This is a genomic window from Staphylococcus sp. HMSC65H10 (genome assembly GCF_001839185.1).
GTDB classification, from domain to species: domain Bacteria; phylum Bacillota; class Bacilli; order Staphylococcales; family Staphylococcaceae; genus Staphylococcus; species Staphylococcus simulans.
Map to the genome: position 1 here is coordinate 124808 of NZ_KV840424.1, position 23560 is coordinate 148367.

26 protein-coding genes are annotated in these 23560 nt (G+C 37.1%); 12 read left to right on the top strand and 14 right to left on the bottom strand.

Features of this window, described 5'->3' with window-relative positions:
- Nucleotides 1–126: 126 nt before the first annotated feature.
- Both cstB and HMPREF3270_RS12265 read right to left on the bottom strand, forming a co-directional pair.
- Nucleotides 127–1464, bottom strand: a complete 1338-nt coding sequence (gene cstB / locus HMPREF3270_RS12260) for a persulfide dioxygenase-sulfurtransferase CstB (protein ID WP_023014807.1) — start codon at nt 1462–1464, stop codon at nt 127–129.
- 37 nt (nt 1465–1501) lie between these two features.
- Complete coding sequence (locus HMPREF3270_RS12265; protein ID WP_070849196.1) at nt 1502–2557, bottom strand: DsrE/DsrF/DrsH-like family protein; 1056 nt, start codon at nt 2555–2557, stop codon at nt 1502–1504.
- A gap of 150 nt (nt 2558–2707) precedes the next feature.
- Here HMPREF3270_RS12265 and cstR point away from each other — a divergent pair, with 150 nt between their 5' ends.
- The 6 genes from cstR to HMPREF3270_RS12295 all read left to right on the top strand — a co-directional run bounded on the left by cstR (nt 2708) and on the right by HMPREF3270_RS12295 (nt 6947).
- Complete coding sequence (gene cstR, locus HMPREF3270_RS12270) at nt 2708–2968, top strand: persulfide-sensing transcriptional repressor CstR (RefSeq protein WP_002480195.1); 261 nt, start codon at nt 2708–2710, stop codon at nt 2966–2968.
- Nucleotides 2968–3723, top strand: coding sequence for a sulfite exporter TauE/SafE family protein (locus HMPREF3270_RS12275; RefSeq protein WP_070867269.1), 756 nt, complete (start codon nt 2968–2970; stop codon nt 3721–3723). Before cstR ends, HMPREF3270_RS12275 begins: the two co-directional genes overlap by 1 nt.
- A gap of 197 nt (nt 3724–3920) precedes the next feature.
- Nucleotides 3921–4451 carry a TetR/AcrR family transcriptional regulator gene (locus HMPREF3270_RS12280; protein WP_070849202.1) on the top strand — a complete coding sequence of 177 codons (531 nt, stop codon included), beginning with the start codon at nt 3921–3923 and terminating at the stop codon, nt 4449–4451.
- A 154-nt stretch (nt 4452–4605) separates the two neighbouring features.
- Nucleotides 4606–5493: a beta-keto acid cleavage family enzyme gene (locus HMPREF3270_RS12285; RefSeq protein WP_023014809.1), complete on the top strand. Its 888-nt coding sequence runs from the start codon at nt 4606–4608 to the stop codon at nt 5491–5493.
- Between the two features lies 1 nt (nt 5494).
- Nucleotides 5495–6463 (top strand): 3-hydroxyacyl-CoA dehydrogenase NAD-binding domain-containing protein, encoded by a 969-nt coding sequence (locus HMPREF3270_RS12290; RefSeq protein ID WP_070849205.1) that lies wholly within the window; start codon nt 5495–5497, stop codon nt 6461–6463.
- Between the two features lie 4 nt (nt 6464–6467).
- Nucleotides 6468–6947 (top strand): thioesterase family protein, encoded by a 480-nt coding sequence (locus tag HMPREF3270_RS12295; protein ID WP_070849209.1) that lies wholly within the window; start codon nt 6468–6470, stop codon nt 6945–6947.
- Nucleotides 6948–7275: 328 nt separating this feature from the next.
- On the opposite strand, the gene HMPREF3270_RS12300 is transcribed toward HMPREF3270_RS12295, so the two are convergent.
- From HMPREF3270_RS12300 to HMPREF3270_RS12325, 6 genes are all read right to left on the bottom strand, one after another.
- The gene (locus HMPREF3270_RS12300; RefSeq protein WP_060803813.1) at nt 7276–7935 is read right to left on the bottom strand and encodes a hypothetical protein; all 660 of its coding nucleotides are present in this window, start codon (nt 7933–7935) and stop codon (nt 7276–7278) included.
- 166 nt (nt 7936–8101) lie between these two features.
- On the bottom strand, nt 8102–9229 hold the full coding sequence (locus tag HMPREF3270_RS12305) for a zinc-dependent alcohol dehydrogenase family protein (RefSeq protein ID WP_070849212.1): 1128 nt from the start codon (nt 9227–9229) through the stop codon (nt 8102–8104).
- Between the two features lie 214 nt (nt 9230–9443).
- Nucleotides 9444–10565 (bottom strand): M23 family metallopeptidase, encoded by a 1122-nt coding sequence (locus HMPREF3270_RS12310; RefSeq protein ID WP_002480205.1) that lies wholly within the window; start codon nt 10563–10565, stop codon nt 9444–9446.
- A gap of 373 nt (nt 10566–10938) precedes the next feature.
- Entirely contained in the window at nt 10939–11280 is a 342-nt protein-coding gene (locus HMPREF3270_RS12315; protein ID WP_070849215.1) for a hypothetical protein, read from the bottom strand.
- Between the two features lie 14 nt (nt 11281–11294).
- Nucleotides 11295–12101 (bottom strand): metallophosphoesterase, encoded by an 807-nt coding sequence (locus HMPREF3270_RS12320; protein WP_023014816.1) that lies wholly within the window; start codon nt 12099–12101, stop codon nt 11295–11297.
- A gap of 115 nt (nt 12102–12216) precedes the next feature.
- Nucleotides 12217–13239 (bottom strand): zinc-binding dehydrogenase, encoded by a 1023-nt coding sequence (locus HMPREF3270_RS12325; protein WP_070849218.1) that lies wholly within the window; start codon nt 13237–13239, stop codon nt 12217–12219.
- A 154-nt stretch (nt 13240–13393) separates the two neighbouring features.
- Here HMPREF3270_RS12325 and HMPREF3270_RS12330 point away from each other — a divergent pair, with 154 nt between their 5' ends.
- Together HMPREF3270_RS12330 and HMPREF3270_RS14295 are read left to right on the top strand one after the other, a co-directional pair.
- Nucleotides 13394–13942: a TetR/AcrR family transcriptional regulator gene (locus HMPREF3270_RS12330; RefSeq protein ID WP_002480209.1), complete on the top strand. Its 549-nt coding sequence runs from the start codon at nt 13394–13396 to the stop codon at nt 13940–13942.
- Nucleotides 13943–14089: 147 nt separating this feature from the next.
- Nucleotides 14090–14218: a hypothetical protein gene (locus tag HMPREF3270_RS14295; protein WP_256324381.1), complete on the top strand. Its 129-nt coding sequence runs from the start codon at nt 14090–14092 to the stop codon at nt 14216–14218.
- Between the two features lie 209 nt (nt 14219–14427).
- Here the strand turns inward: HMPREF3270_RS14295 and HMPREF3270_RS12340 are convergent, their stop codons facing one another.
- A complete protein-coding gene (locus HMPREF3270_RS12340; protein ID WP_070849221.1) occupies nt 14428–15048 on the bottom strand; it encodes a nitroreductase family protein in 621 nt (206 codons plus the stop codon).
- A gap of 62 nt (nt 15049–15110) precedes the next feature.
- Between HMPREF3270_RS12340 and HMPREF3270_RS12345 the strand changes: the two genes are divergently transcribed.
- Complete coding sequence (locus HMPREF3270_RS12345) at nt 15111–15470, top strand: MerR family transcriptional regulator (RefSeq protein WP_256324382.1); 360 nt, start codon at nt 15111–15113, stop codon at nt 15468–15470.
- Nucleotides 15471–15603: 133 nt separating this feature from the next.
- Here HMPREF3270_RS12345 and HMPREF3270_RS12350 read toward each other — a convergent pair whose 3' ends face one another.
- Complete coding sequence (locus HMPREF3270_RS12350) at nt 15604–15915, bottom strand: TM2 domain-containing protein (protein WP_002480213.1); 312 nt, start codon at nt 15913–15915, stop codon at nt 15604–15606.
- A gap of 185 nt (nt 15916–16100) precedes the next feature.
- Complete coding sequence (locus HMPREF3270_RS12355; RefSeq protein ID WP_061055037.1) at nt 16101–16961, bottom strand: WYL domain-containing transcriptional regulator; 861 nt, start codon at nt 16959–16961, stop codon at nt 16101–16103.
- Between the two features lie 215 nt (nt 16962–17176).
- On the opposite strand from HMPREF3270_RS12355, the gene hypR reads away from it, so the two are divergent.
- Together hypR and merA are read left to right on the top strand one after the other, a co-directional pair.
- Entirely contained in the window at nt 17177–17596 is a 420-nt protein-coding gene (gene hypR, locus HMPREF3270_RS12360; RefSeq protein WP_070849227.1) for a redox-sensitive transcriptional regulator HypR, read from the top strand.
- Nucleotides 17597–17615: 19 nt separating this feature from the next.
- Nucleotides 17616–18941, top strand: coding sequence for a hypothiocyanous acid reductase MerA (gene merA, locus HMPREF3270_RS12365; RefSeq protein ID WP_061055036.1), 1326 nt, complete (start codon nt 17616–17618; stop codon nt 18939–18941).
- A gap of 95 nt (nt 18942–19036) precedes the next feature.
- Here merA and HMPREF3270_RS12370 read toward each other — a convergent pair whose 3' ends face one another.
- On the bottom strand, nt 19037–20563 hold the full coding sequence (locus HMPREF3270_RS12370; protein WP_002480217.1) for a sodium:solute symporter family protein: 1527 nt from the start codon (nt 20561–20563) through the stop codon (nt 19037–19039).
- A 31-nt stretch (nt 20564–20594) separates the two neighbouring features.
- The gene (locus HMPREF3270_RS12375) at nt 20595–21476 is read right to left on the bottom strand and encodes an N-acetylneuraminate lyase (RefSeq protein WP_002480218.1); all 882 of its coding nucleotides are present in this window, start codon (nt 21474–21476) and stop codon (nt 20595–20597) included.
- A gap of 246 nt (nt 21477–21722) precedes the next feature.
- Between HMPREF3270_RS12375 and HMPREF3270_RS12380 the strand changes: the two genes are divergently transcribed.
- Nucleotides 21723–22589, top strand: a complete 867-nt coding sequence (locus HMPREF3270_RS12380; RefSeq protein WP_070849230.1) for an ROK family protein — start codon at nt 21723–21725, stop codon at nt 22587–22589.
- 96 nt (nt 22590–22685) lie between these two features.
- On the opposite strand, the gene HMPREF3270_RS12385 is transcribed toward HMPREF3270_RS12380, so the two are convergent.
- Nucleotides 22686–23495: a MurR/RpiR family transcriptional regulator gene (locus tag HMPREF3270_RS12385; protein ID WP_023014827.1), complete on the bottom strand. Its 810-nt coding sequence runs from the start codon at nt 23493–23495 to the stop codon at nt 22686–22688.
- Between the last annotated feature and the right edge of the window lie 65 nt (nt 23496–23560).

Consider the following 23560-nt stretch of genomic DNA (forward strand, 5'->3'; position numbering starts at 1 on the left):
CTCTTTCTTCATTATTTACTTTAATCTATCTTACAAGTCTCTTTTATCTCTGTCAAAACAACGAAAAAACCGAACACCCTGAAATGAGTGCTCGGTTAGACTAGATTTTACCTATTTAACGATTACTTATTTTTTAAGAGAATCAGGAATTGCTTGGTAGCCTTCTCTTACGTTGATCACATCTGTGAAGCCTTTATTTTCTAAGATACCGACTGCGATTGAACTACGTACACCTGATTGGCAATGTACATAGATTGGCGCGTCTTTATCAAATGGAACATCCGCATCTAGTAATTTACCGTGTTTGATGTGTTTCGCTTGGTCAAGATGACCTGCATCCCATTCATCATTTGTACGTACGTCTAATACATTTTCTTCTTTACCTGTCATGTCTGCACTGTGTACAGAAGGTGTCATAACATCATATTTCGGTAAACGGTAACCTGCGACACGGTCATAACCGATTAATTGAAGTTGGTAAGCCGCTTGTTGTACTAAGTCGCGGTCACCGATTAAATCGATGTCTTTGTCGTAGTCAAGATACCAACCGATTTGGTTAATGAAGCCTTTATCGAATGGAATATTGATTGTGCCGTATTCATGACCACCATGATACGCTGAGCGTGAACGTACGTCGAATGCAAGACGGTCTGAATCTAGACTTGGATATACATCATATGGTGTATATAAGTCTGTTCCCATTTGGTTGATATATTTCATATGACCGAAATGATGTGGTGGATCAGGTTGTTCTGAAGTGAGCTGTTTCACGAATGCTTCTTTATCATTCACATTGAATGCCCAGTTGTTTACACGTTCATAACCGAGTGTAGATGTTGGAACAGCACCTAGTGATTTACCACAAGGACTTCCTGCACCATGACCGGGCCAGATTTGGATATAGTCTGGTAATTCACTCACTGATTGAATAGAATCATACATTTGTTTCGCACCTTTTTCAGTTGTGCCTTCAACTTGTGCTGCTTTTTCTAATAGGTCTGGACGACCGATATCGCCTACGAAGATGAAGTCACCGGTAAAGAGACCCATCGGTACTGAAGAGCCACCGCCTTTATCAGTGAGTAAGAAACTGATACTTTCTGGTGTATGACCTGGTGTGAATAACACTTCAATATCAATGTTACCTACATCAATATGATCATGGCCTTTCACAAATGTTGTGTTTTCAGGCATATTTTTGTAGCCGAATTGTTCTCCGCCTTCAGCTGAGACATACACTTGTGCGTTTAAGCGTTCAGCTGCATCACGGATACCTGATGCGAAGTCAGCGTGAATGTGTGTTTCAGCTGCTTTAGTAATTGTGAAGCCTTCATCATCTGCGACTTCAATATATTTAGATAAGTCACGTACTGGATCGATAATCATTGCTTCTCCTGTACGTTGACAACCGATTAAATAAGAGGCTTGTGATAATTTATTATCATAAAATTGTTTGAAAAACATTCTAAAACTCCTTTACTTATTTGTGTTTTGTCTCTCTTTAGATAAATAAGTTATGGCTTGCGTTTTGTGTGTCACCGATATAGCTGCCTACACCGCCGTATGACACTTCGTCACGTAATTCTTCTTTTTCAATGCCCATGACATCCATGCTCATTGTGCACGCAATCAATTTAATATCTTGTTCGATTGCTTTATCTAACAATGCTGGAAGAGAATCCACATTTTTCTTTTTCATGACATAACGCATCATTAAGTTGCCTAAGCCGAACATATTCATTTTAGATAACGGCATTTTCACTGGTGTTTTCGGCAACATCATATCGAACATTTTTGCGATACCTTTTTTCTTCACGTTCGCTGGATTTTCTTTCTTCAACGCATTTAATCCCCAGAATGTGAAGAAGATTGAAACGTCACGACCTGCTGCTTTCGCACCATTTGCGATAATCAACGCAGCTAATGCTTTATCAAGTTCTCCGCTGAATAACACGATTGTTGTACCGTTTGCGGAATGTGAAACTTCCATTGCTTTTGGTTCTTCTTTTTGAATAATTGCTGTGACTTTTTCGTCATCTTGGTTAATACGTACTAGGGTATTACCTGTTTGTTTCACCCAGCTTTGAATGTCACTGTAGAAACCTGGGTCAGTAACTGTTGCTTCAACTTGATCACCTGGTTTAAGTTGTTTCATTTCTTGGCTTAAGTTTATGATAGGACCAGGACATTGTAAGCCACTGTAGTTTAATTGTTTGCGGTTATCTTTTACTTTCGTTTCTGTACTTTCTTTAACTTCTGTATTATCGTCACCTTCACTATAAGCCACATAACCGCCATCTAGATTTACAACGTCATAACCTTGTTTGTCTAGATACTCTGCAGCTTTTAGACTGCGTTTACCGCTTCTACAATAAATATAGTACGTTTTATCTTTTTTCTTATCGAACTGTTCTATTTGATCGACTGGATATAATTCCGCACCTTTAATGTGCCCGTCTGCGTATTCTTCAGGTGTTCTGACATCGATTAATTGTCCATCTTTTGCTAAACGTTCAAAATCTTGATTACTGAATTCATTAATGTGTTGTGTTTTCATATACTCCCGTGTTGCCTCCCTTTCAAAAATACCTATAGGGGTATCTTAAAGCCTTTAAGGATAAATGTCAAATGCCCTAGTGGGTATTTGACAAAAATTCTTTTTCCAACTACAATAAAACTACTCAGTCTTAATATGGGGGTATTATGAATGAATTATGATCAAAAAATGATTAATCGTATTAAACGTTTACAAGGACAATTGAATGGCGTCGTGAAAATGATGGAAGAAGATAAAGATTGTAAGGATGTTATTACACAACTAAGTTCTTCTAAAAGCGCATTACAACGCTTAATGGCAGTAATTGTCAGCGAAAATTTAGTAGAATGCGTTAAAGCAGCAGAAGATAATAACGAAGATTCACAAGCCTTAATTGAAGAAGCAATCAACTTGCTTGTGAAAAGTAAATAATGGATATCGTGACTTTAATTACGATGCTCCTTATCGGGGTATTTGACGGTTTAGTTTCTGGAATGGTCGGTATAGGTGGCGCAATTATTATCTATCCCGCTATTCTAATCATTCCGAGCCTTTTAGGTCTTCACACTTACACACCTTATCTCGCTTCAGGACTCGCATCCAGCCAAGTATTCTTCAGTACACTCAGCGGTTCGATTAAAGCGAAAAGCAATCCAGAATTCTCATTAAAACTCGTACTGTACATGGGTGCTAGCACACTAATTGGGAGTACAGTCGGTGCTTTCTTTACACAATGGTTCAGTACGACTGCAGTAAATATTGTTTATATCGTGGTCGCAATTCTTGCGTTGGTGTTATTATTCATTAAAGTGAAACCGCAAGAAAGCACACCGCACTTAAACCGTATGTTACTCATCTTATTCGGCATTGGTATCGGGGCCATTTCTGGTATTGTTGGTGCAGGTGGCTCGTTCATGATTATTCCAGTCTTGCTCGTATTCTTTAAATTACCGATGAATACCGTCGTCGCAAACAGTATCGTAATCGCATTTATCTCATCTATCGGTTCCTTTGTGATTAAACTCTTCCAAGGCTTTATTCCTATCGCAGATGCGATTCCTTTAGTCATTGGTAGTATTATCTTCGCACCGATTGGTTTAATGATTGGTAAGAAGTTACCGAGTGTTGTTCAAAAATGGATTATCAGTATATTAATAATCATCGCAGTCATTCAATTAATCTTTTAAATAGATGCCAAGTTCTGATATAGAGCTTGGTTTTTTATTTATACATATAGGTATCAGGGTATAAAATAAGCGTCTATATAGGTGTAACCCCCTATTTAAAGCAATAACTCAGGGTTAAACTTGTTTCTGTGAAGTTTTACGCTAAAATTAATAGTGAAGCGTTAAAACTACCTAGCTATATAGAAAGTGGTGAAATAATGGCTAAGAATCAAAAGCGAGAGATGTTATTACAAGCAGCAGCCGATATTGTGAATGAACAAGGTGTCAGTGCCTTAACACTTGATGCCGTGGCACAACGTGCAGAAGTGAGTAAAGGTGGACTCCTCTATCATTTCAATACCAAACAAGCCTTAATTCAAGGTCTAGTGGACCATGCGAATGAACTTTATAAAGAAAATGTTAATCATTATATTGATAACGAAAAAGAAAGTAAATGGCTCCATGCCTTTATTGAGGCAACACGTGAACATCGTAAAGAAAACAAAGCTGTGACTTCTGCCATTCTAGCAGCACAAGGTAATGATCGTAATTTACTCGGTCCCCTACAAGAAACCTACCAAGATTGGCAAAACCATATTGAATCTGATGGTTTAGACGCAGTGGATGCGACGATTTATCGTTTAGCTGTAGATGGCTTATGGCTATCTGAAATTTTCGGTTTAACATCTATCGACGAAGACATACGAGAAGCTGTCTTAGATCGCTTAAAAGAATTAAGCAGTAAATAAATAGAGGTATAACCCTTGTCATGAGAGGCTCTTACAAAAAAAGAGACTCTCTTTTTTTATTTTTCTTGAACAAAGGGGTTGAAATAAAACCGTCCAGTTGGTACACTAACAACCGTTGAAAAAAATAACTGAAACTCGGAGGGATAAATAGTCCATGAAAAAAGTAATGTTAACAGCAGCAATTACAGGCGCTGGCGACACAACAGAAAAAAATAAACATGTACCCGTAACACCTGAAGAGATTGCGGATGCCGCAATTAAATGTGCACGTGCAGGCGCAACAGTGGCACATATTCATGCAAGAGATCCAGAAACAGGTGGCGTAAGCCATGATGTTGAATTATATAGAGAAGCAGTACGTTTAATCCGTGAAGCAGATGAAGATATTGTGATTAATATTACTGCAGGCGGCGGTGGCGACTTCATCCCAGATATGCAGAACCCTTACCAAGCCGGAGAAGGTTCAGATATCCAAACACCAGATGAACGTCATGAGCCAGTTGGAGAATTATTACCAGAAATTTGTACACTAGACTGCGGTAGTGTCAACTTCGGAGATATGGTTTATATCAGCCCGACAGATTGGTTACGCCGTCAAGCACAATTAATCAAAGATGCAGGTGTAAAACCTGAATTAGAATGTTTCGATAGCGGTCATATCCGTTTTGCGAACCAATTAGTTTCTGAAGGTTTAATCGAAGGTGAACCAATGTATCAATTCTGCCTAGGTATTCCATGGGGTGCAGACAATGATGCAGAAACGATTGAATACTTCAAAACACGTTTACCAGAAAATGCTCATTGGTCAGCATTCGGTATCGGTAAAATGCAGCTGCCAACAGTAGAAGAAGCTGCGAAACGCGGCGGCAACGTACGTGTCGGCTTAGAAGATAACATCTATTTATCAAAAGGTGTTAAAGCGACAAACGAAGAACTAGTAGAAAAAGCAGTAGAAATCTTAAAAGGTTTAGATATGGAACCTATGACACCGCAAGAAGCGCGTGAAAAATACAATTTAACTCAGCCAAAAGGAGACAATTAAAATGAAATTTGCAGTAATAGGAACAGGCGTTATCGGCAGTGGCTGGATCACTCGCATGCTTGCGCATGGTCACGAAGTGATCGCAACTGACCCAGGTGAAGGCGCACAAGAAGCAATGATGGCACAAATCAAACAAAATTGGCCATACGCTGAAGAAATGGGATTAGCAGAAGGTGCATCTTTAGATAATCTGACTTTCACACCACACTTAGATGAAGCTGTGAAAGATGCAGACTTGATTCAAGAAAATGTACCAGAAGTTGAAGAAATCAAAGCAAGTGTCTTAAAAGAAATCGACACTTATGCACGTCCTGATGCAATTATCGGTTCAAGTACTTCAGGTATTATGCCAACTGAACTGCAAGAAGGATTAAAACATCCAGAGCGTTTAGTTGTAGCACATCCTTTCCACCCTGTTTATATCTTACCGTTAGTTGAAATTGTACCAGGTAAAGAAACTGCAGAAGACACAGTTGTAAAAGCTGAAGAACTTTATGAAGGTATTGGCATGGACGTCTTACATGTCCGTAACGAAATCGAAGGACACATTGCGGACCGTCTTATGGAAGCTTTATGGCGTGAATCATTACACATCGTTAATGAAGGTATCGCAACTACTGAAGAAGTAGATAAAGCCTTCACTCACGCAGCAGGCTTACGCTACGCACAATATGGTCCATTCATGACATTCCACTTAGCTGGTGGTAATGGCGGTATGCGTCACATGTTGAAACAATTCGGTCCAGCACTTAAGAAACCTTGGACTAAATTAGTTGCGCCAGAATTAACAACTGATTTATACAACGCAGTTGTAGAAGGATGCGAAACAAGTTCACAAGGTTACACAATGTCAGAACTTGACCAAAAACGTAATGAATTCTTAGTGAAAGTGAAAAAACTTGCGCAAGAATATTGGCCAACTGAAACACCAGGTATGAAGAAACGTCAACCTCAATCACAGGGGGTATAAATTCATGACACAACTCTTTACGTATCAAGTGACAGTAAAAGACGAATGGCTCGATCATAATAATCATATGAACGATGCAGAATACAACCGTGTTTTCAGTAATGCGACAGATGAATATCTCGCTTACTTAGGTTTAAGCGAAGCTGAAATCGAGCGCCGTCATTACACAGTCTTCACTTTAGAAAATCATGAAACGTATCAAAAAGAAGTTAACAAAGATGAAGATTTGACGGTGACTGTACAACTTGTCGATCATGATGCGAAACGTCTTCATGCATTCATGACACTGTATGATCAAGCACAAGATGTATGTGCCACATACGAAGTCATGTTAATGGGTATTGATACAGACTCAGGTCGCCCAGTACCCTTCCCTGAAGATATCGCACAAAATATTGAACAAGATGCTGAACTAGTAGATAAAGAAGGATTAGACCAACCTAAAGAACTTGGTCGTCAAATCGGTATCAAACGTAAAAAATAAGCACAATACTAATGAATCGATTAATATCACAATTTGCATAACACCCAAATGGGTTTCATATAGATAAAAAAGTTCCACTTGCGATAAGGTAAGTGGAACTTTTTGTATCTTATTATTGCTTTTATCATTCAAACCATCATTCAAAAAATTAGTACTGCCCTTTTAAAGATACATACTTACAAATAGCGATAAATCGAGGTTTATAAGACGTCCGCATCTCTTACTTCAGACAAACGTCAGTCAGAACTTTAATGCTAAAAAAGCGCCATGAACTCTTTGTTCAGGCGCTTTATCTTATGTACTATTTCGTACTTCTACTGTTTTGAATCTATCTCTGCATGATGTTTTCAATGGCTTCTATATCATGTTTTGAAGTATAGACTTTGATTGAAAAGCCGTTGGCTTTATCTGTATCGTAATACCAATTGCCATTTGAAATTTCATCAGGCCCATTATGAAAATCTGTGAAGTCATCTTTTGTCATTTTTCCAGGTACTACAAACACATGACTGACTTGATTGTTTGAATTATAACTGACACCGATATTGCCATATAATTCAGCTTTCTTGCCATCAATTGTTTTAGCACCTTCTGCACGACCATATTCTCTCTCTATCGCACTTTTGGTTTCCCCTATTTCAAAACCTTCATACCCCTCTGTATTAGGCGCATGCATATAACCTTGACTGAACATTGGTGAGTTCACATCAATCTCTACTTTATGCGTAGGTGGTAAATGTGACGCTCTAGGTTGTGCTTTACCAACTTGATTCGACCAAAATGCCAACACACCATAGAATAGTCCAGCGACTAGAGCTAAGAATACTAATACGAGTACACTACACCAAACGAAAGTTTTAATTCTGCCATGATCTTTTTGTTGATGTATGACCTCCGAACGAGAAAATTGACTTGGTGTACCACATTGAGTACAAAAAGCTTCACTAGACTGTAACGCATTTTTACATGTTGTACAGTATTTCCCCATATTCCTTCCTCCGATAAATCTTTTTCACAATTCAATTATATTTAAAACTTTGATAATTTTCTACATAAAACGTTTTAAGAAACTGTAAAGTTGTTAAAGAAAACTAAAAAAGTACCTCAGTTACCCTGAAGTACTTCAAAGTTTCACGTAAAACATAATACGATGACTAGTTCATTTTAATAATGATACGTCCCGCATCACCATTTGCGAGTTCGTCAAATCCTTCATTAATCTCATCTAAAGTTAATGTTTTACTTATTAATGGATCGATATTTAAACGTCCTTTTTGATAAAGATTAGTAAAACGTGGTATATCTCTATCTGGAACACAACTGCCAACATAAGATCCTTTAATTGTTCTTTCTTCAGCAGCTAGCGTTACTTGTGGAAAGGCGAATTGTTGACTTGGATCTGGCAATCCTGTCGTAACAGTTGTGCCTCCACGTTTAGTAATAGCGTATGCAGTTTCCATTGCTAGTGTGACTCCTGCTGTTTCAAATGCATATTCTACACCGCCATCCACATATGATTTTATTTTATCTACTATATCTTCATCTTTAGAATTAAATACTGCTGTCGCGCCTAATTCTTTAGCAATATCAAATTTGTTTTCATTAATATCCAAAGCAATAATCTCATTAGCGCCTGCAAGTCTAGCTCCAATAATAGCATTTAAACCAATACCACCGAGTCCAACAATCGCGACGTTACTGCCTGGTCTGATTTGCGCTGTGTTCATAACAGCACCTATTCCTGTAATTACTGCACAACCAAAGACTGCCGCACGTTCAAACGGAATCTCTTTGTCTATTTTGACGATTGAGTTTTCAGAGACAACTGCGTATTCTGCGAAGCCTGAAACCCCTAAGTGATGGTGAACTTCACCTTGGTTGTTAGATAAACGAATACCACCCTCTAACATTTCACCTTTTTCATTCGATTCTGCACCGTTCTCACACAATGCTGGTCTTCCTTCACGACACGGGATACAATGTCCGCAACTTGGTATGAAGACGCAAACGACATGGTCTCCTTTTTCGAAGCCAAGCACATCACTGCCAGTTTGTATAACTTCTCCAGCAGCTTCATGTCCTAACGCCATTGGCATAGGTCTAGGGCGACTGCCATTAATCACTGATAAATCCGAATGACATAGACCCGCAGCATGAATTTTTATAAGTACTTCGTGTGCACGAGGTTCGTCTAGTTCAAGTTCTTCAACTTTCAGTGGTTGCGATTGACTATAAGGCTGCTCACTTCCCATTTCATATAATACCGCTGCTCTTGTTTTCATAACTAACATCCCCTCTTTCTATTTCTCTCTACCCCCTTAGTACATTTTTTATACTTAACGCCTCCTTATACTCCCTGTAGTTACGCATTTATCAAATAAAAAAAGCTTCAATCGGAACTAAAACAAATAAAAAACGTTATCTCCGAATAAGCTTCAGAGATAACGTGAAAAGGTTATAAAATATGATTAATGATATCGAACTATAAGTTAATAATTATGCTCTGCTGTTGATGTAGCTGTCTGGGTTCACACTGTATTGGTTACCTACGCCACCTTGCATGCGTTGGAAGTGTAAGTGTGGTGCAGTTGAGTTACCAGTGCTACCTGATAGACCGATTTGGTCACCAGCACTAACATCTTGTCCTTGTTGTACATTTAAGCTGTTCATGTGCATATACCATTGATAGTTATTGCTGTTTTTCTCTTGGATTGTAACTTGGTTACCGCCACCATAGTTACTCCAGCCAGCTTGTGTTACTGTACCGTCTGTTAATGAGTAAACAGGTGTGTTTTCAGGCATACCATAGTCTACACCATAGTGAGCGCCGCCACCGTGATATTGACCATATGGTTGGATCTTAGGATGTTTAGTTAACCAACCTGCATCTTGTGCTGTTGCACCGTCTGCTTGGTTAGAAGGTGCACTGTCACCAGATGTTTGTGCTGCTTGGTCAGAACCTTGTGTTGAGCCGCCGCCTTGTTGTCCTTGAGCTGCAGCATTAGCTTGTGTTGTTTGTGGTGCTGGTGCTTGTGTAGCTTCAACATTTTGTGCTGTACCTGCATCAGATGTAGCGTTTTGTGCAGGTGCATATGTTGTATTATCTTGTGATTGGTTATATGTGTTTTCGTATTGTGCGTTTGATGTATTGTTGTTATAAGTTGCGTTATTTTCTGAAGCTTTGTTTGGATTGTTTGCGATATCTTCTGCTGATGGTGCTTCATTTACGTCATAACCATTTGCTTGGACATCTGAGTTTGATGCATTTGCTGAATAGTTATTGTCATCGTATTGGTAGCTAGGGTTTAATAAACTTTGTGGGAAATAGAAATAGTGTGTTGCCCCTGCTTCATCTACGATAGTGAATTGATATTCTTTATTATCAAACATTGATTGGTCCCAATTGCCATCTAATGTGTGGTGGTAATTACCTTGTGTATCTTTCGTGAAGTATGATCCATATGAATAACCTTTAGTCTGATCTGCTGTCTGTTGTGCTTGTTGTGTTTGTTGCGGTGCAACTTGGTTATTTTCAGCTGCGTCTGCGTGGTGACTGATAAATCCTACTGAAGAAACTCCCAAACCTACAATAGTAGCTGTTACTAATTTATTCATCATGTAAACTCCCGTCCTTAAAAATTTTATTGATTCGTTAATACGTTTTTCGTTTTTCTCTCAATCAAAATTACAAGACTAAAGGTAACACGTGAAGTACACTAAATAAAGGCGTATAATTGTTTTGTAAACAAATGTATTTTGCATGTAATATAGTTACTGAAATATTACTACCTTGTAAGTACTGTGAAGACGGGGTTAAAACGTCGTTCTTCTTATCCTTTGTTATCTCTTTATTACTATATTGAAATGTTTGAAACCCTTGATTTCCGGATATTTTAATAATGATTCTTGTGCACAAAAGCCTTATAACCCCTGGATTTGCCTTACATTTTCAATTTCAAAACCGCTTCTCTTCCATCCTCTATCACACTAACTACATACTCTTATTGTTTTCTTTACTTTGTTGATAATATCGAAATATAAAATACAAACCAACTAAAAAGAATAGGAAAAGTACGCCATTACCTATAACTTTCGCAATAATATATGTCATTAAGATAAAGGAAAGAAACGCTAAAGTAATAGAAATAATTAAAACCAACCACCTTATACTATCACTATTTTCTCTTCCAAGAAACACTCGACTTAAATGCGTCTTATAAAAATCTATCAATTTCAGATACAACTTCAGCATCGCTCCAACTGCTACTATAAAATAAACACCAAACACAATGATTTTTAAAATGTTCCATATGAAACCGAACAGTTCATTCATGATGATAATCTCCTTTATATTTCTATCACCTGTAATGCATGACGCATTTCTTTATCAATATCTTTTGTCCGCCACTCTCTGAAGTAGCCTAATGAAACACAACTATAATGGATATTATCCTTTGTGATACTTCCTCTGAAATGAACATGTCCCATCAAACTATAGCGTATGGGATAGTCTTGATATAACTTCATAAAGTCAGAAGTTCCGATAAATGCGTTGAAGTAATCAAAAATACGATGCGGCATTGGCACTTTAAAACTAGGGTCCGTCACCACATGTGTAATCAAAATAATATTTCTACCTTGAACTTTTTTCATATCCGCTTCTGCCAGTTCAGCAGCTTTACGAGACACTTCTCTATCTGGCATTCCCCAATCAACATGGACTTTATCTTGCCACGTTGCACCTTTAAAGCGTCTGCGTTCTAAATAATCTAAACTATATTTAGGATTTGCGTAACTATAGTCATACCAACCGCTATTTCCGACAATTGCCCATTCATCATTAATAATGTAAGGATTGCCCATCAATTGTTCCGGCTTACTCATAAAGAAATCATGAATCACTTGTGTAGACGTGCCATCTGTTGACCAATAATCATGATTGCCCGGAATAAAACGTACATCTATACCTGTTAATACTTCCATTTGTTGGATGAAGATATATGATTGTTGATGATCATTCGAAATATCTCCAGCAATCACTAACAAATCTAATTGTTCTTGTTTAACAAGCTGCGCTAAATGTTCTGTATATTGTGCTTCAGTATAATCAGAAGGGCGATCGATATGTAAATCTGAAATGACTCCTATTTTCATTTGTTTGATCCTTCCTCTTTATTGAACGTTTATGTATTATTTTAGACTAATTAAAAAGGAGCACAAGCATTACATGCTCATCCTCCTTTGAACTTACTACTATATAAATAGAAACTTAGTCTATCGTATTGAGTTGGATTAAGATTTTTTCTTGCGACTTATCTTGAATCAATTTTTCAAAACCATCTTCTTTAATATGGTCTAAAGTGATTTTACTAGTAATGATAGGTTCTGACGCTAATGCACCGGAAGCTAATTCATTCATAACTTGATTGTATGTGTCATTACCATATCCAACAGAACCCATAATATTTACACCCGTAAACAATAAGTTTTGCGGTACATTGAATTCTAAACTTTGCGTGTGGAAACTTACAATCATGACTGTGCCTCTTACACGTGTAGATTGAATGGATTGTGTAAATGTATCTGCCACACCGGCTGCTTCTATACTCACATCTGCACCTTCTGGATACATTTTTCTAATGGCCTCTACTGGATTTGTTTTTGTAGAATCAATCGTTGTATCTGCACCCATTGCTTCAGCTATTTTCAAACGTTCTTCAGCAATATCAATTGCGATTACTTGCTTTGCGCCTTGTGCTTTTGCGGCCGCAATAGAGAACAGACCGATTGGCCCAGCACCATAGACAGTCACAATATCCCCTTCTTTAATTCCAGCATCTTTAACAGCTTGATACGCAACAGATGCCGGCTCTACCAATGCTGCTCGTTCTAATGATAGCTCTTCTGGTACTTTGAATACAGAATTCTGCGGAATGATTGTATATTCAGCAAATCCTCCATCAATCTGTGCACCAACCGCATCTAAAGTAACAAAGCGTTCATATAATGCATTCTCTTGATCTTCGAACATCATCGGATAAATACAAACACGATCGCCTTTTTTAAGCTCTGTAACATCTGAACCTACTTCTTCTACTACACCTGAAAATTCATGTCCAAGCACAGTTCCTCTCTCCATCGGTACTGAGTCTGGATGCAAATATGCGTGCAAGTCTGAACCGCAAATACCTGCCCAAGCCACTTTCACTTTGACATCATCACTGCTCAGTTCTTTTAATTGTCTCTCTTGAACTCTAATATCTCTTTCGCCATACCAAACGGCTGCTTTCATTATGAATTCCTCCCTTTTTCTTTTGAAATTACGTTATAATGAAAACTTGTAATCTCAACTATAGACTGGTTATATGAAGGAATGAATTCTAAAGCAGAACTTTACTCGAAAGTTCTGCACACTTATATACAATTTGTGCAGAAAGAGGATAAACATGGATAAAAGAACAAAGTATACAATGGAACAAATTAAATCTACTTTATTAGGCCTCTTAGATACACACTCTTTTGAAACCATCACTGTAACTATGATTTGTGAACAAACAAGTATTAGTAGACGTACATTCTACAATCATTTTTCAGACAAATTTGAAGTGATAGATGAAATTATGAATGACTATACCCAAGCAATGCGCCAAGCCGCTTCAGAAAGTACACCTGAAAACTTCAAACAAGGCATACTGAATGGATTTAACTTTATTCATAAAAATAAGGTTGTTTTTATAAAACTTTATAAAAGTCCAGTCTCTAATCTATTTCTTACACGACTAGGTTCTGTCATTACTGAACTAGTAGAGCCTAAACTTAATCATGCTTACTTACAAATGCACAACATCTCAGTTCAAACTATCTTAGTTTTCTTAACTAGTGCAGTTTTAGGTATTGTTATTGAATCAGTTACTAAAAATGATGAGGATTATACAACTAAAGTTGAAGAAATAGCCACACTAGTCAAACCTTATTTCAAAACTAAAACAATATAATTATAAGTAAAATTTTAAATGAAAAGGTTATTTTCAAATTAATAATAATAAAAATGGGTATCCGTATATTGGAGAGATTTGTGCAAACAGGCCTCTTCCGCTAAGCCCTATAATCCATACTTATATCGATGCAGAAAGGGTGATATAGTGGAACAATTTGAAGCTTCTGATAGTGCAGTAAATCTTGAGGATATTAATTTCGCTTGGGATCAACTTATTACTGACGAAGACGAATTGGTGGAGGCTGGCTATCCTCAAGGTCTGCTCGAAGAGTGAATAGAGGATGGTGTTATCAAGCCTTTCTCTCCCAGAGGCAATAAAAGGCACTTTTATTCAAAAGATGTCTTCGTTGCAACTGTTCATCATGTCTTACGAACATAGCATGGTGGGAAGCAATGGATCGACCAATGGTTGATCCGCTTCCTTTTATATAGATCATACATAACAAAAAAACTGCCAGTTTTTACACTGACAGCTTATACTTCTTATTGGAACTCAACAAATTTTTCATTTGGCATTCTAAATGAATCACGTGGTGCTTTAGCTTGTTTACCGATTGCGATAATCATAACAGGTACATAACGTTCTAATGGATAACCTAGGACTTCACCAATTTGATCTGCTTCAAATCCACCAATCGGATTCGTATCATAACCATGTTGTTTCGCAATTAACATCAATTGCATAGCCATTAAACTACTATCGATTTTTACAATGTCACTCATTTGTTCTCGCGTTAAACTTTTATAACCGTTCTTTAAGAGTGGCAGGATTTGGTCTCTGACTTCTTGTGGCATCATACCTTTTTCAACTGCACTATCATAGATATATTCTGCATTCTCATAGCATTGCAAGTCGCCAAAGATAACGAGCATCGCAGAGGATGTGTCGTTCTGGTTCGTATTGAATTGAACGAGTGGTCTTAATTTCGCTTTAGCTTCATCACTTTCAACCACAGCAACTCTCCATGGCTGCATATTCACTGAAGAAGGTGCTGTCGCAGCTTTTTCCAATATCTCATTCATTTCTTCTTTTGAAATTTTAAACTCCGGATCGAACCCTTTTACAGACTTTCTACTATTTAGAATATCAGTAAAGTTTTCCATACTTTCACCTCATATATATTTTCTATACAATAGACTACAGGTTAAACTATGGTTTAAGGGAAGTGATTTGTTTTAAAAAGTACTCCATTCAAGAAGTTTCTGAGATGAAACATATCTCTAAGAGTAAATTGCGTTATTATGAAAAGCATGGTTTATTGATGAATATTGAAAGAAATGCCAATAATCAACGTGTATATTCTGAAACAGACATAGAAATTATCAGCTTAATTCAATGCTTAAGTTTACTCAATATGCCACTCAAGAAAATTAAGTATTACGTTGAACAACTTAACGAGAATAAAGCACAGATTTCAGATGTTTTAGAAGCACACCTTAAAGTACTTAAAGCAGAAAAAGATATTATCGAAATGCGTATTGATGTCATTGAAGAAAGATTACATCGCACTAAAATAACAATTTAGTTATTCAAGTATGGAATCTTTCTTCAAGCATACTTATATAAAAACACCCCCTTACTCTATCGTGTGTAAGGGGGTATTCGTCTACTGACTCTATTTTTTCTTTTATGTAGCTGTCTTGTCCATAAAAGATAACTTATGAATGGCTACCTTGCATCAATTGTATTTCGTTCTCTGCTTCTCTTCTTACTCTTGTTTTATCTGCTTCAACCCAACCTGGAATTAAGAACGCATCCACAATCACCCAAATCAACGTTGGAATACCAAATGTAAACCAAGCTGTTAATAGTGTTAATGCAATCATCCCAATAGCTGATCCCGTTTTGCCGAAATAGAAACGGTGTCCTCCTAAGCTTCCAAAGAAAAACCATAATACATAAGCAATAGCAGGTTGTTTTGCTTTGCTTGCGATTTGTGATTCAATAAAACTTTTTTCTTGTAAATTCATCAATGTTCCACCTTTCTGTATACTTCAATCAATCCTAATAAAAACTTAATAAATCTTACTATACACATCTATGTGGTCAATTATTGTCCAGTAATGCAATCTTTTTTGTTTTTCCAAAATAATAACTTTTAAATCTTCATTTTATTTAACTTTCTTGCTTACCGTTTACTTACCTTTGTTTTTGTTTACTCATAGCAACTTTTGATTTGATTAATACGCTCAATAAAGCTATCAATGTACTTTTGAGGTTCTAAAATACGTGCTAAAGGTGCCATTTGATAAGCAATATAGTATGCATCTAATTCCGTACAAGCGACTTTCACTATGATTTTTCCATCCTGTGTACGGTCTAGTACCTCGACGATCTTATATTGTTGGCGGAACAATGCCATTTTCGATTCATCAATTTCAACCGTGACGAGTTCTTTGCTTTTGACTTCATCAAACTTATGATTGGAAACCATAAAATTTTCAATCAGGCGGACGCGCTCGGTATAAACTGTTTTTTCATATTCATAAGTAAACCAATAGTCATAATGCATGTACATCGTTGATAATGGTTTCACTTCAATATTACGTCCTTTGAATTTCATCCATACTAAGTATTTTTGACTAATCGCTTTTTCGATTAACATTAGAGTTTCACCTGGAAATGTTTCATCCCGGTTATTGAAATGATCCAACATTTCACTTAAAACTTTTCTATCTTCAATACGCATGCCCTGTATTTCTCTTCTGAATAAGTTATACACATCTACATGCAAGATAGGTGTTAAGCTTTTAATTTTTACCATAAGCCCTAACAGTGCTAAACCGCTTAAACTGTTAGAATGCGTGATTAATTCATAGCCGCCCTTTTTATGTACTACCTCAGTATTTCTATTATTCCAATATTCACTTTCATAGAAAAAATCATTAATCGTTCTAATATCCCTTTGAATCGACTTCGTACTTACATTCCCAAAATCAGAGAGATCTGATTTTCTAACTGTTTCCCCATTCAACAAACGTGTGAAGATATTCAAGACTCTTGTTGATTTATCCATGTTTACCATCTCCTACAGTTCAATATACAGTTATAAGTGGACAATCTTTGTCCATTACACAATCTTCTATGTTATTTATCAAATAACCCACTTTATTATTATGAATAATTACCTGTCTTACCCCATTGATAAACCATTATGAGCAAAACTGTTTATTTTTATCTCAAAATATTGTTAAATGTAATTATAATAGTTACATTAAGAAGGTGAACACGGTGAACTTAGAATTTAATATTGCGGTACATGTGCTGGCTTTCTTAACGAAACATGCAGATGAACGTTTCTCAAGTAAAGCTTTGTCTGAGCTAGTTTGTATTAATCCCGTACAATTACGGCGTGTGACAGGAAAGTTAGTGGAACAAGGCTATATTGATACAGTTCGCGGTAAATATGGTGGCTATCAAGCTAATGTTAAAACAGCCAAAGCTGATTTAGCAGATTTGTTTCAATTATTTACTGCTGAACGGACACAAGGTCGTCTTTTTACAGGAAATTCTGCCAGTCATTGTGAGATTTCTCGAAAAATCGGGAATACTATGGCTAAACATCATGCGAAGGAACACGAACTGCTGATGCAGTATTATCGTGATTTCACAATTGAAGAAGTTTTACGTGAAACATTAACAGCAATTTAAGAATTTGGAGGAAGATTTCATGACACATTATGATTTAGTGATTATTGGATTTGGTAAAGCAGGTAAAACGTTAGCTAAGTTTGCGGCGAGTGAAGGTAAAGCCGTCGCAATGATAGAGAAAGATCAGAAAATGTATGGCGGTACATGTATCAACGTCGGATGTATTCCGTCAAAAACATTAATACACGATAGTTTAGAAGGCAGTTCTTTTGCGAGTGCGTTTGATCGTAAACGTGAAGTTGTAGACGCATTAAATAACAAAAACTATCACATGTTGGCAGATACACCAGGGATTGATGTGATTAATGCTACAGCGCAATTTAAATCTAATAAAGAAATCGTATTATTAGATGAAGCAGGCCAAGAATTAGATGTCTTAACTGCTGAAGATATTTTAATCAATACAGGTTCTACACCGGTTATCCCAAACATAGAAGGTATTGGTGACTCAAAACACCTTTATGATTCTGCAGGAATTATGGACTTACCATTTAAACCTGAACATTTAGTGATTGTCGGTGCAGGTTATATCGCGTTAGAATTTGCGTCACTCTTCGCACGTTTCGGCGTTAAAGTGACAATGTTTGTACATCACGATACATTGTTGCCAAAAGAAGACCGTGAAATTGTTGAACTTATTGAAGAAGATTTGATTCAAGACGGTGTAAACATTGTCTATAATGTAGAAACACAACGCTTTGAAGATCAAGAACGCAGTACAATTGTGCATACATCACAAGGCGAATTTGAAGCAGATGCTGTTTTACTTGCGACAGGTCGTCATCCAAATACTTCAGACCTTGGTTTAGACCATACAGATATCGAAGTCGGCAAACGCGGTGAAATAGAAGTTAACGAACACCTACAAACAGCTGTACCAAACATTTATGCAGCAGGTGACGTTACTGGCGGCTTACAATTCACATATATCTCACTCGATGACTTCAGAATTATTAAAGACAATATCTTTGGTGAAGGTAAACGTACGACAGAAAATCGCGGCGTGGTACCATATTCTATGTTCATTAACCCACCTTTCTCTCGTGTCGGTATGACTAAAGATGAAGCACAAGCTGCAGGTTATGAAGTACACGAAACAAATCTTGCGGTTAAGAATATCCCACGTCATAAAGTAAATAATGATGCACGCGGTATGTTGAAAGCAGTCATAGATGCAAAATCAGGTTTAGTACTTGGTGCAACACTGTATTGTCGTAACTCTGAGGAAATTATCAACCTTGTTAAACTAGCGATTGATCAAAACATCCCAGCAGAAGTATTAGCCAACAATATTTATACACACCCTACAATGGCTGAAGCCTTTAATAATATCTTTCAAGTTTAAGTTATAACGAAAGAAAGTGATGCATACTTTGTGTACGCATCACTTTTTTTATGTTTATATAAGGTTGTTTTGTTTATTTATTTGAATGTTTCAGCTTATTGTCTTGTTTTAGAAATATACGTAGATGGTTTATCTTTGTCGTAAATTGTTAAACCTGTAATATCTTTCGTATATTTAGCAGGTACGAACAGACTCACAATGTATCCGAATAAGAATGCGATGAAGAATGAAATAATTGATACATAGAATGGTGAGTTCGCGCCACCGATACCTTTTAATAGGTAAGCGACAATAACACCTGTGAATAATCCGACTAAGACACCGAATGTATTCGCACGTTTTGTGAAGATACCAACCGCAAAGATACCTGCTAAAGGTACACCGAATAATCCAGTAACTAATAAGAATAAATCCCATAAGTTGTTAGAATCCGCAGCGATTAAGTAAATCGCAATACCATAGCTTAATAAACCTGCGATGATGATTGTCCAACGTGCAAAGCGAACGTTGCCTTTATCTGTACCTTTACTGAAGAAACGATCTTTAATATCTTCAGAAATACACGCAGAAATCGAGTTCAAACTTGAAGAAATCGTAGATTGCGCTGCCGCAAAGATAGCTGCGATTAATAATCCACCTACAAATGGCGGCATTTGAGTCAAGATAAAGAATGGTACCACTGAAGACGTGTTGAAATCTTGTGGTAACGCTGCTTCGTGTTCATAGAATGAATACATCATTGTACCCATACCATAGAAGATCGGCGCTGAGATTAACGCTAATAAACCGTTAATCCATAATGATTTTTTCGTTTCATCAATAGAGTCTGATGCTTGATAACGTTGTACTACATCTTGACTGGCTGTATATTGATGTAAGTTGTTAAAGATGTTTCCTAGGAAGATGATCGGCAAGGCTGCCGCTGTTGTATTCAACTTCCAGTTATCTACACTCAATAACTTTTTCTCAGCTAATGCATCATGAAGAATTGTGCCGAAACCGCCTTTGATTTCCATTGCACCAATTACGATAATCATGAGGGCACCGCCTAAAAGGATAACACCTTGGATAAAGTCACTCCATACCACCCCTTCGAAACCGCCGAGGAAAGTATAAAGAATACATAAAATCCCTACTAAACTTGCGACTAAATAAGGATTAATGTCAGTAACGGCTGTAATCGCAAGTGTCGGTAAGTAAATAACGATTGCGATACGACCTAAGTGGAACACTACGAAGAGTAATGAACCGAGAACACGGACACTTGGTCCGAAACGTGCTTCAAGATATTCGTAAGCTGACGTTACGCGAAGCTTCTTGAAGAACGGTACGTAGAATGCGATTAAAGCCGGGATAATTGCGACAATCGCGATATTCCCTGCGATATACGACCAGTCAGTTAAAAATGCTTTTTCTGGTGTAGACATAAATGTAATCGCACTTAACGTCGTTGCATAGATTGAGAAACCGATGGCCCACGAAGGAAGGCGTCCACTGGCTGTAAAGAAACTATCTGTGCTTTGACCTGCGCGCTTAGTAAAGTACGCTCCAATTATTAACATGACTACTAGATAGGTAATGACCGCTACCCAGTTCCATGTGCCAAAACCCACTTGTTGCATAAACAACACCCCTTAACGTTTTATGTCGGTATTACAAGTTGTATTTATCAATAAGATTATTTAACGCTTCTCTGTTTGATTCATTGAAAGGCGCAAATGGACGTTTCGGCACACCGCCGTCGATACCACGTGATTTTAAAATCTCTTTAAGTGTTGGGTATAAGCCCATGCTTAAAACACCTTCAATAATGTCATTTGTATCATGTTGAATTTGGTAAGCTTCATCAATTTTTCCTTCTTTAGCTAAATCGAAGATTTGACGTGCACGCACACCGTTCACATTATAAGTAGAACCGATGGCACCATCCACGCCTGAAATCGCAGCTTGAACTAACATTTCATCAAAGCCTGATAAGATCAGTTTGTCTGGATATGCTTTTCTGATACGTTCTAATAAAAAGAAGTTTGGCGCAGTATATTTCACACCAACAATTTTCTCGTGATTGAACAACTCACCGAATTGTTCGATACTGATGTTGACACCTGTTAAATCAGGAATCGCATAAATAATCATATTATTTTGAGTTGCTTCGATTAAATCGAAGTAATATTGTTTAATCTCTTCGAATGAGAAAGGATAATAGAAAGGTGTTACTGCTGAAATGGCATCATAACCAAGTTCAGTCGCGTATTTACCTAATTCAATCGCTTCATTTAAATCTAATGAGCCTACTTGTGCGATTAATTTCACATCATCGCCGACTGCTTCTTTCGCAAGTCTGAAGATTTGTTTTTTCTGTTCTGTGTTGATTAAGAAGTTTTCACCAGAGCTGCCATTGACATATAAACCGTCTAATTTTTCATGTTCAATCGCGTTTCTCGCTATTTGTTTGAGGCCTTCTTCTTTCACTTGTCCTTGTTCATCAAATGGAACAAGTAACGCAGCATATAAGCCTTTTAATTTTTCTTCCATATCTAAATCCTCCAAGTTAAGTATTAATAGCACAATGGCTATCCTAAACATCCAACAATGTCCCTTGTTTATACTATATTTACACTTTCAATTGTAAACGCTATCATAACCCTACACAACTGGTTTTGAAAGATTGTAACAAAATATGGACAAAGTAATGAAAATAATTTTCAAAATTGGATTTACACTTCCTAGTTGAAGTATGCTCTATATATAATGAAGTGGAAGCAGAGGAGGAATCATCTTATGAACCAGATCGCAATAGATATCGGAGGCACAAACATCAAGGCAGCCCTCATCAATGAAAATCAAGAAATTAAAGATTATAAGAAAATCTCAACACCCGATAATGTGCAGACACTGATTATCGATGAAGTGTATCAATTAGCACATGAACTTATCACCAAACATAAGCTAGATAAACCCCATATCGGCATTTCCAGTGCAGGTGTTGTCGATTCAGAATTAGGAGAAATTGTTTATACTGGTCCAACTATTAAAAACTTTGATGGTACGAGTTTTCGTCGTTCTTTAAAAGACTTATATTCATCAATGACCGTACACAATGATGTGGATGCAGCCCTACTTGGAGAATTATCACTCAATGATTATGAAGAGGATAATATTTTTTGTTTAACTTTAGGCACAGGCATCGGCGGTGCATTTTATAATCAACAATTAGGTGTTTATGGTGGTGCACGTTATCGTGCGAATGAAATCGGCTATTTATTATATCGAGACACTGATCAAAAAACGTTTGAACAACGTGCTTCAACGTCAGCCCTCAAAGTTTTGATGCAAGAACGAGATTTTCAATATGGTACTGACGTGCCGAAGTTATTTGAACTCGCACAAACAAATGATAAACAGGCACAAGCTATCTTAGAAGAATGGGCAACTTATGTCGCAGAGGGTATTGCGCAAATTCAAATCATTTATGATCCAGGCTTGATTTTAATCGGCGGTGGCATCTCTTCACAAGGTGAAAATCTTATCCAATACATTGAACCTAAAATCAATCAATTCTTGCCACCAAACTATGGACACGCACCTATCCAAACAACAAAAACTGAAAATCACGCTGCGTTATTTGGCGCAATTACCGAAGGTTAAAGAAAAAACGCGTACTATCTCACAAGGTCTTAAAACCCTTGATAGTACGCGGTTTATTTAGTGTTCCGCATGTCTTACTGCAGACAACCGTTAGCCTTACTTGTCTTCACCTTTCTCTAATACTGTGCGACGTGTACGTTGATAAAGTTGATTCATATAATCATTGTTCAATAATAAGTAACAGATAATGTCCATCAAGAATGTAGTCGCAGTTTGTGTATTAATAAAGCGTGCATCATTGACGTTCGACTTCGCAGAAGTAATCAAAACTAAGTCTGCATGTTTCGTAATCAGACTGCCTTTATAATTAGTGACCACAGCCACAAAGGCACCTTGTTCATGTGCAATTTTTGCCGCATCGGCCAATTCTTGAGTTTCACCGCTATTAGAAATGCCGACAAACATATCTTGTGAAGATAATAATGAAGCTGAAATTTTCATTTGATGCGCATCCGTTGAGACATTACCTCGAATGCCCATACGCATCGTACGGTAATAAAACTCACTCGCAGTTAAACCAGAACTGCCGAGTCCTGCATAACTGACTTGTCTGCTGGTCTTTAAGTAATGCGCAAACCGTTTAATCTTCTCTTCTGAGATAAACTCTCCCGTTTGTTGAATAATATTTTGATGATAACGGTGTATCAATTGAACTAAAGGTGCATTCTCCACAACTTTCTCTGATTTTTCATGTTGTAAATTGAATTTCATATCTTGGAAATTATGATATTCCAACTTATTACTAAATCTAGTAATAGTAGCCGGAGAGGTGCCTATCGCATGCGCTAAAGAATTAATCGTTGAGAAACGATCATCTAATTCATTGGTACGGATAAACTCAATAATCTTCTTATCCATTTTAGTCAGTAAATGGCGGCTACGTTGAACACGATTTTCAAACTTCATGCCTCTTCACTCCCCTTAAGGTATTACATTTACTCTATTATATATGAAAATATTTTTCAAATGAT

Coding starts and splice junctions, on each gene's coding strand:
- cstB (WP_023014807.1), bottom strand. CDS start 1,464: ATGTTTTTCAAACAATTTTATGATAATAAATTATCACAAGCCTCTTAT.
- HMPREF3270_RS12265 (WP_070849196.1), bottom strand. CDS start 2,557: ATGAAAACACAACACATTAATGAATTCAGTAATCAAGATTTTGAACGT.
- cstR (WP_002480195.1), top strand. CDS start 2,708: ATGAATTATGATCAAAAAATGATTAATCGTATTAAACGTTTACAAGGA.
- HMPREF3270_RS12275 (WP_070867269.1), top strand. CDS start 2,968: ATGGATATCGTGACTTTAATTACGATGCTCCTTATCGGGGTATTTGAC.
- HMPREF3270_RS12280 (WP_070849202.1), top strand. CDS start 3,921: ATGGCTAAGAATCAAAAGCGAGAGATGTTATTACAAGCAGCAGCCGAT.
- HMPREF3270_RS12285 (WP_023014809.1), top strand. CDS start 4,606: ATGAAAAAAGTAATGTTAACAGCAGCAATTACAGGCGCTGGCGACACA.
- HMPREF3270_RS12290 (WP_070849205.1), top strand. CDS start 5,495: ATGAAATTTGCAGTAATAGGAACAGGCGTTATCGGCAGTGGCTGGATC.
- HMPREF3270_RS12295 (WP_070849209.1), top strand. CDS start 6,468: ATGACACAACTCTTTACGTATCAAGTGACAGTAAAAGACGAATGGCTC.
- HMPREF3270_RS12300 (WP_060803813.1), bottom strand. CDS start 7,935: ATGGGGAAATACTGTACAACATGTAAAAATGCGTTACAGTCTAGTGAA.
- HMPREF3270_RS12305 (WP_070849212.1), bottom strand. CDS start 9,229: ATGAAAACAAGAGCAGCGGTATTATATGAAATGGGAAGTGAGCAGCCT.
- HMPREF3270_RS12310 (WP_002480205.1), bottom strand. CDS start 10,565: ATGATGAATAAATTAGTAACAGCTACTATTGTAGGTTTGGGAGTTTCT.
- HMPREF3270_RS12315 (WP_070849215.1), bottom strand. CDS start 11,280: ATGAATGAACTGTTCGGTTTCATATGGAACATTTTAAAAATCATTGTG.
- HMPREF3270_RS12320 (WP_023014816.1), bottom strand. CDS start 12,101: ATGAAAATAGGAGTCATTTCAGATTTACATATCGATCGCCCTTCTGAT.
- HMPREF3270_RS12325 (WP_070849218.1), bottom strand. CDS start 13,239: ATGAAAGCAGCCGTTTGGTATGGCGAAAGAGATATTAGAGTTCAAGAG.
- HMPREF3270_RS12330 (WP_002480209.1), top strand. CDS start 13,394: ATGGATAAAAGAACAAAGTATACAATGGAACAAATTAAATCTACTTTA.
- HMPREF3270_RS12340 (WP_070849221.1), bottom strand. CDS start 15,048: ATGGAAAACTTTACTGATATTCTAAATAGTAGAAAGTCTGTAAAAGGG.
- HMPREF3270_RS12350 (WP_002480213.1), bottom strand. CDS start 15,915: ATGAATTTACAAGAAAAAAGTTTTATTGAATCACAAATCGCAAGCAAA.
- HMPREF3270_RS12355 (WP_061055037.1), bottom strand. CDS start 16,961: ATGGATAAATCAACAAGAGTCTTGAATATCTTCACACGTTTGTTGAAT.
- merA (WP_061055036.1), top strand. CDS start 17,616: ATGACACATTATGATTTAGTGATTATTGGATTTGGTAAAGCAGGTAAA.
- HMPREF3270_RS12370 (WP_002480217.1), bottom strand. CDS start 20,563: ATGCAACAAGTGGGTTTTGGCACATGGAACTGGGTAGCGGTCATTACC.
- HMPREF3270_RS12375 (WP_002480218.1), bottom strand. CDS start 21,476: ATGGAAGAAAAATTAAAAGGCTTATATGCTGCGTTACTTGTTCCATTT.
- HMPREF3270_RS12380 (WP_070849230.1), top strand. CDS start 21,723: ATGAACCAGATCGCAATAGATATCGGAGGCACAAACATCAAGGCAGCC.
- HMPREF3270_RS12385 (WP_023014827.1), bottom strand. CDS start 23,495: ATGAAGTTTGAAAATCGTGTTCAACGTAGCCGCCATTTACTGACTAAA.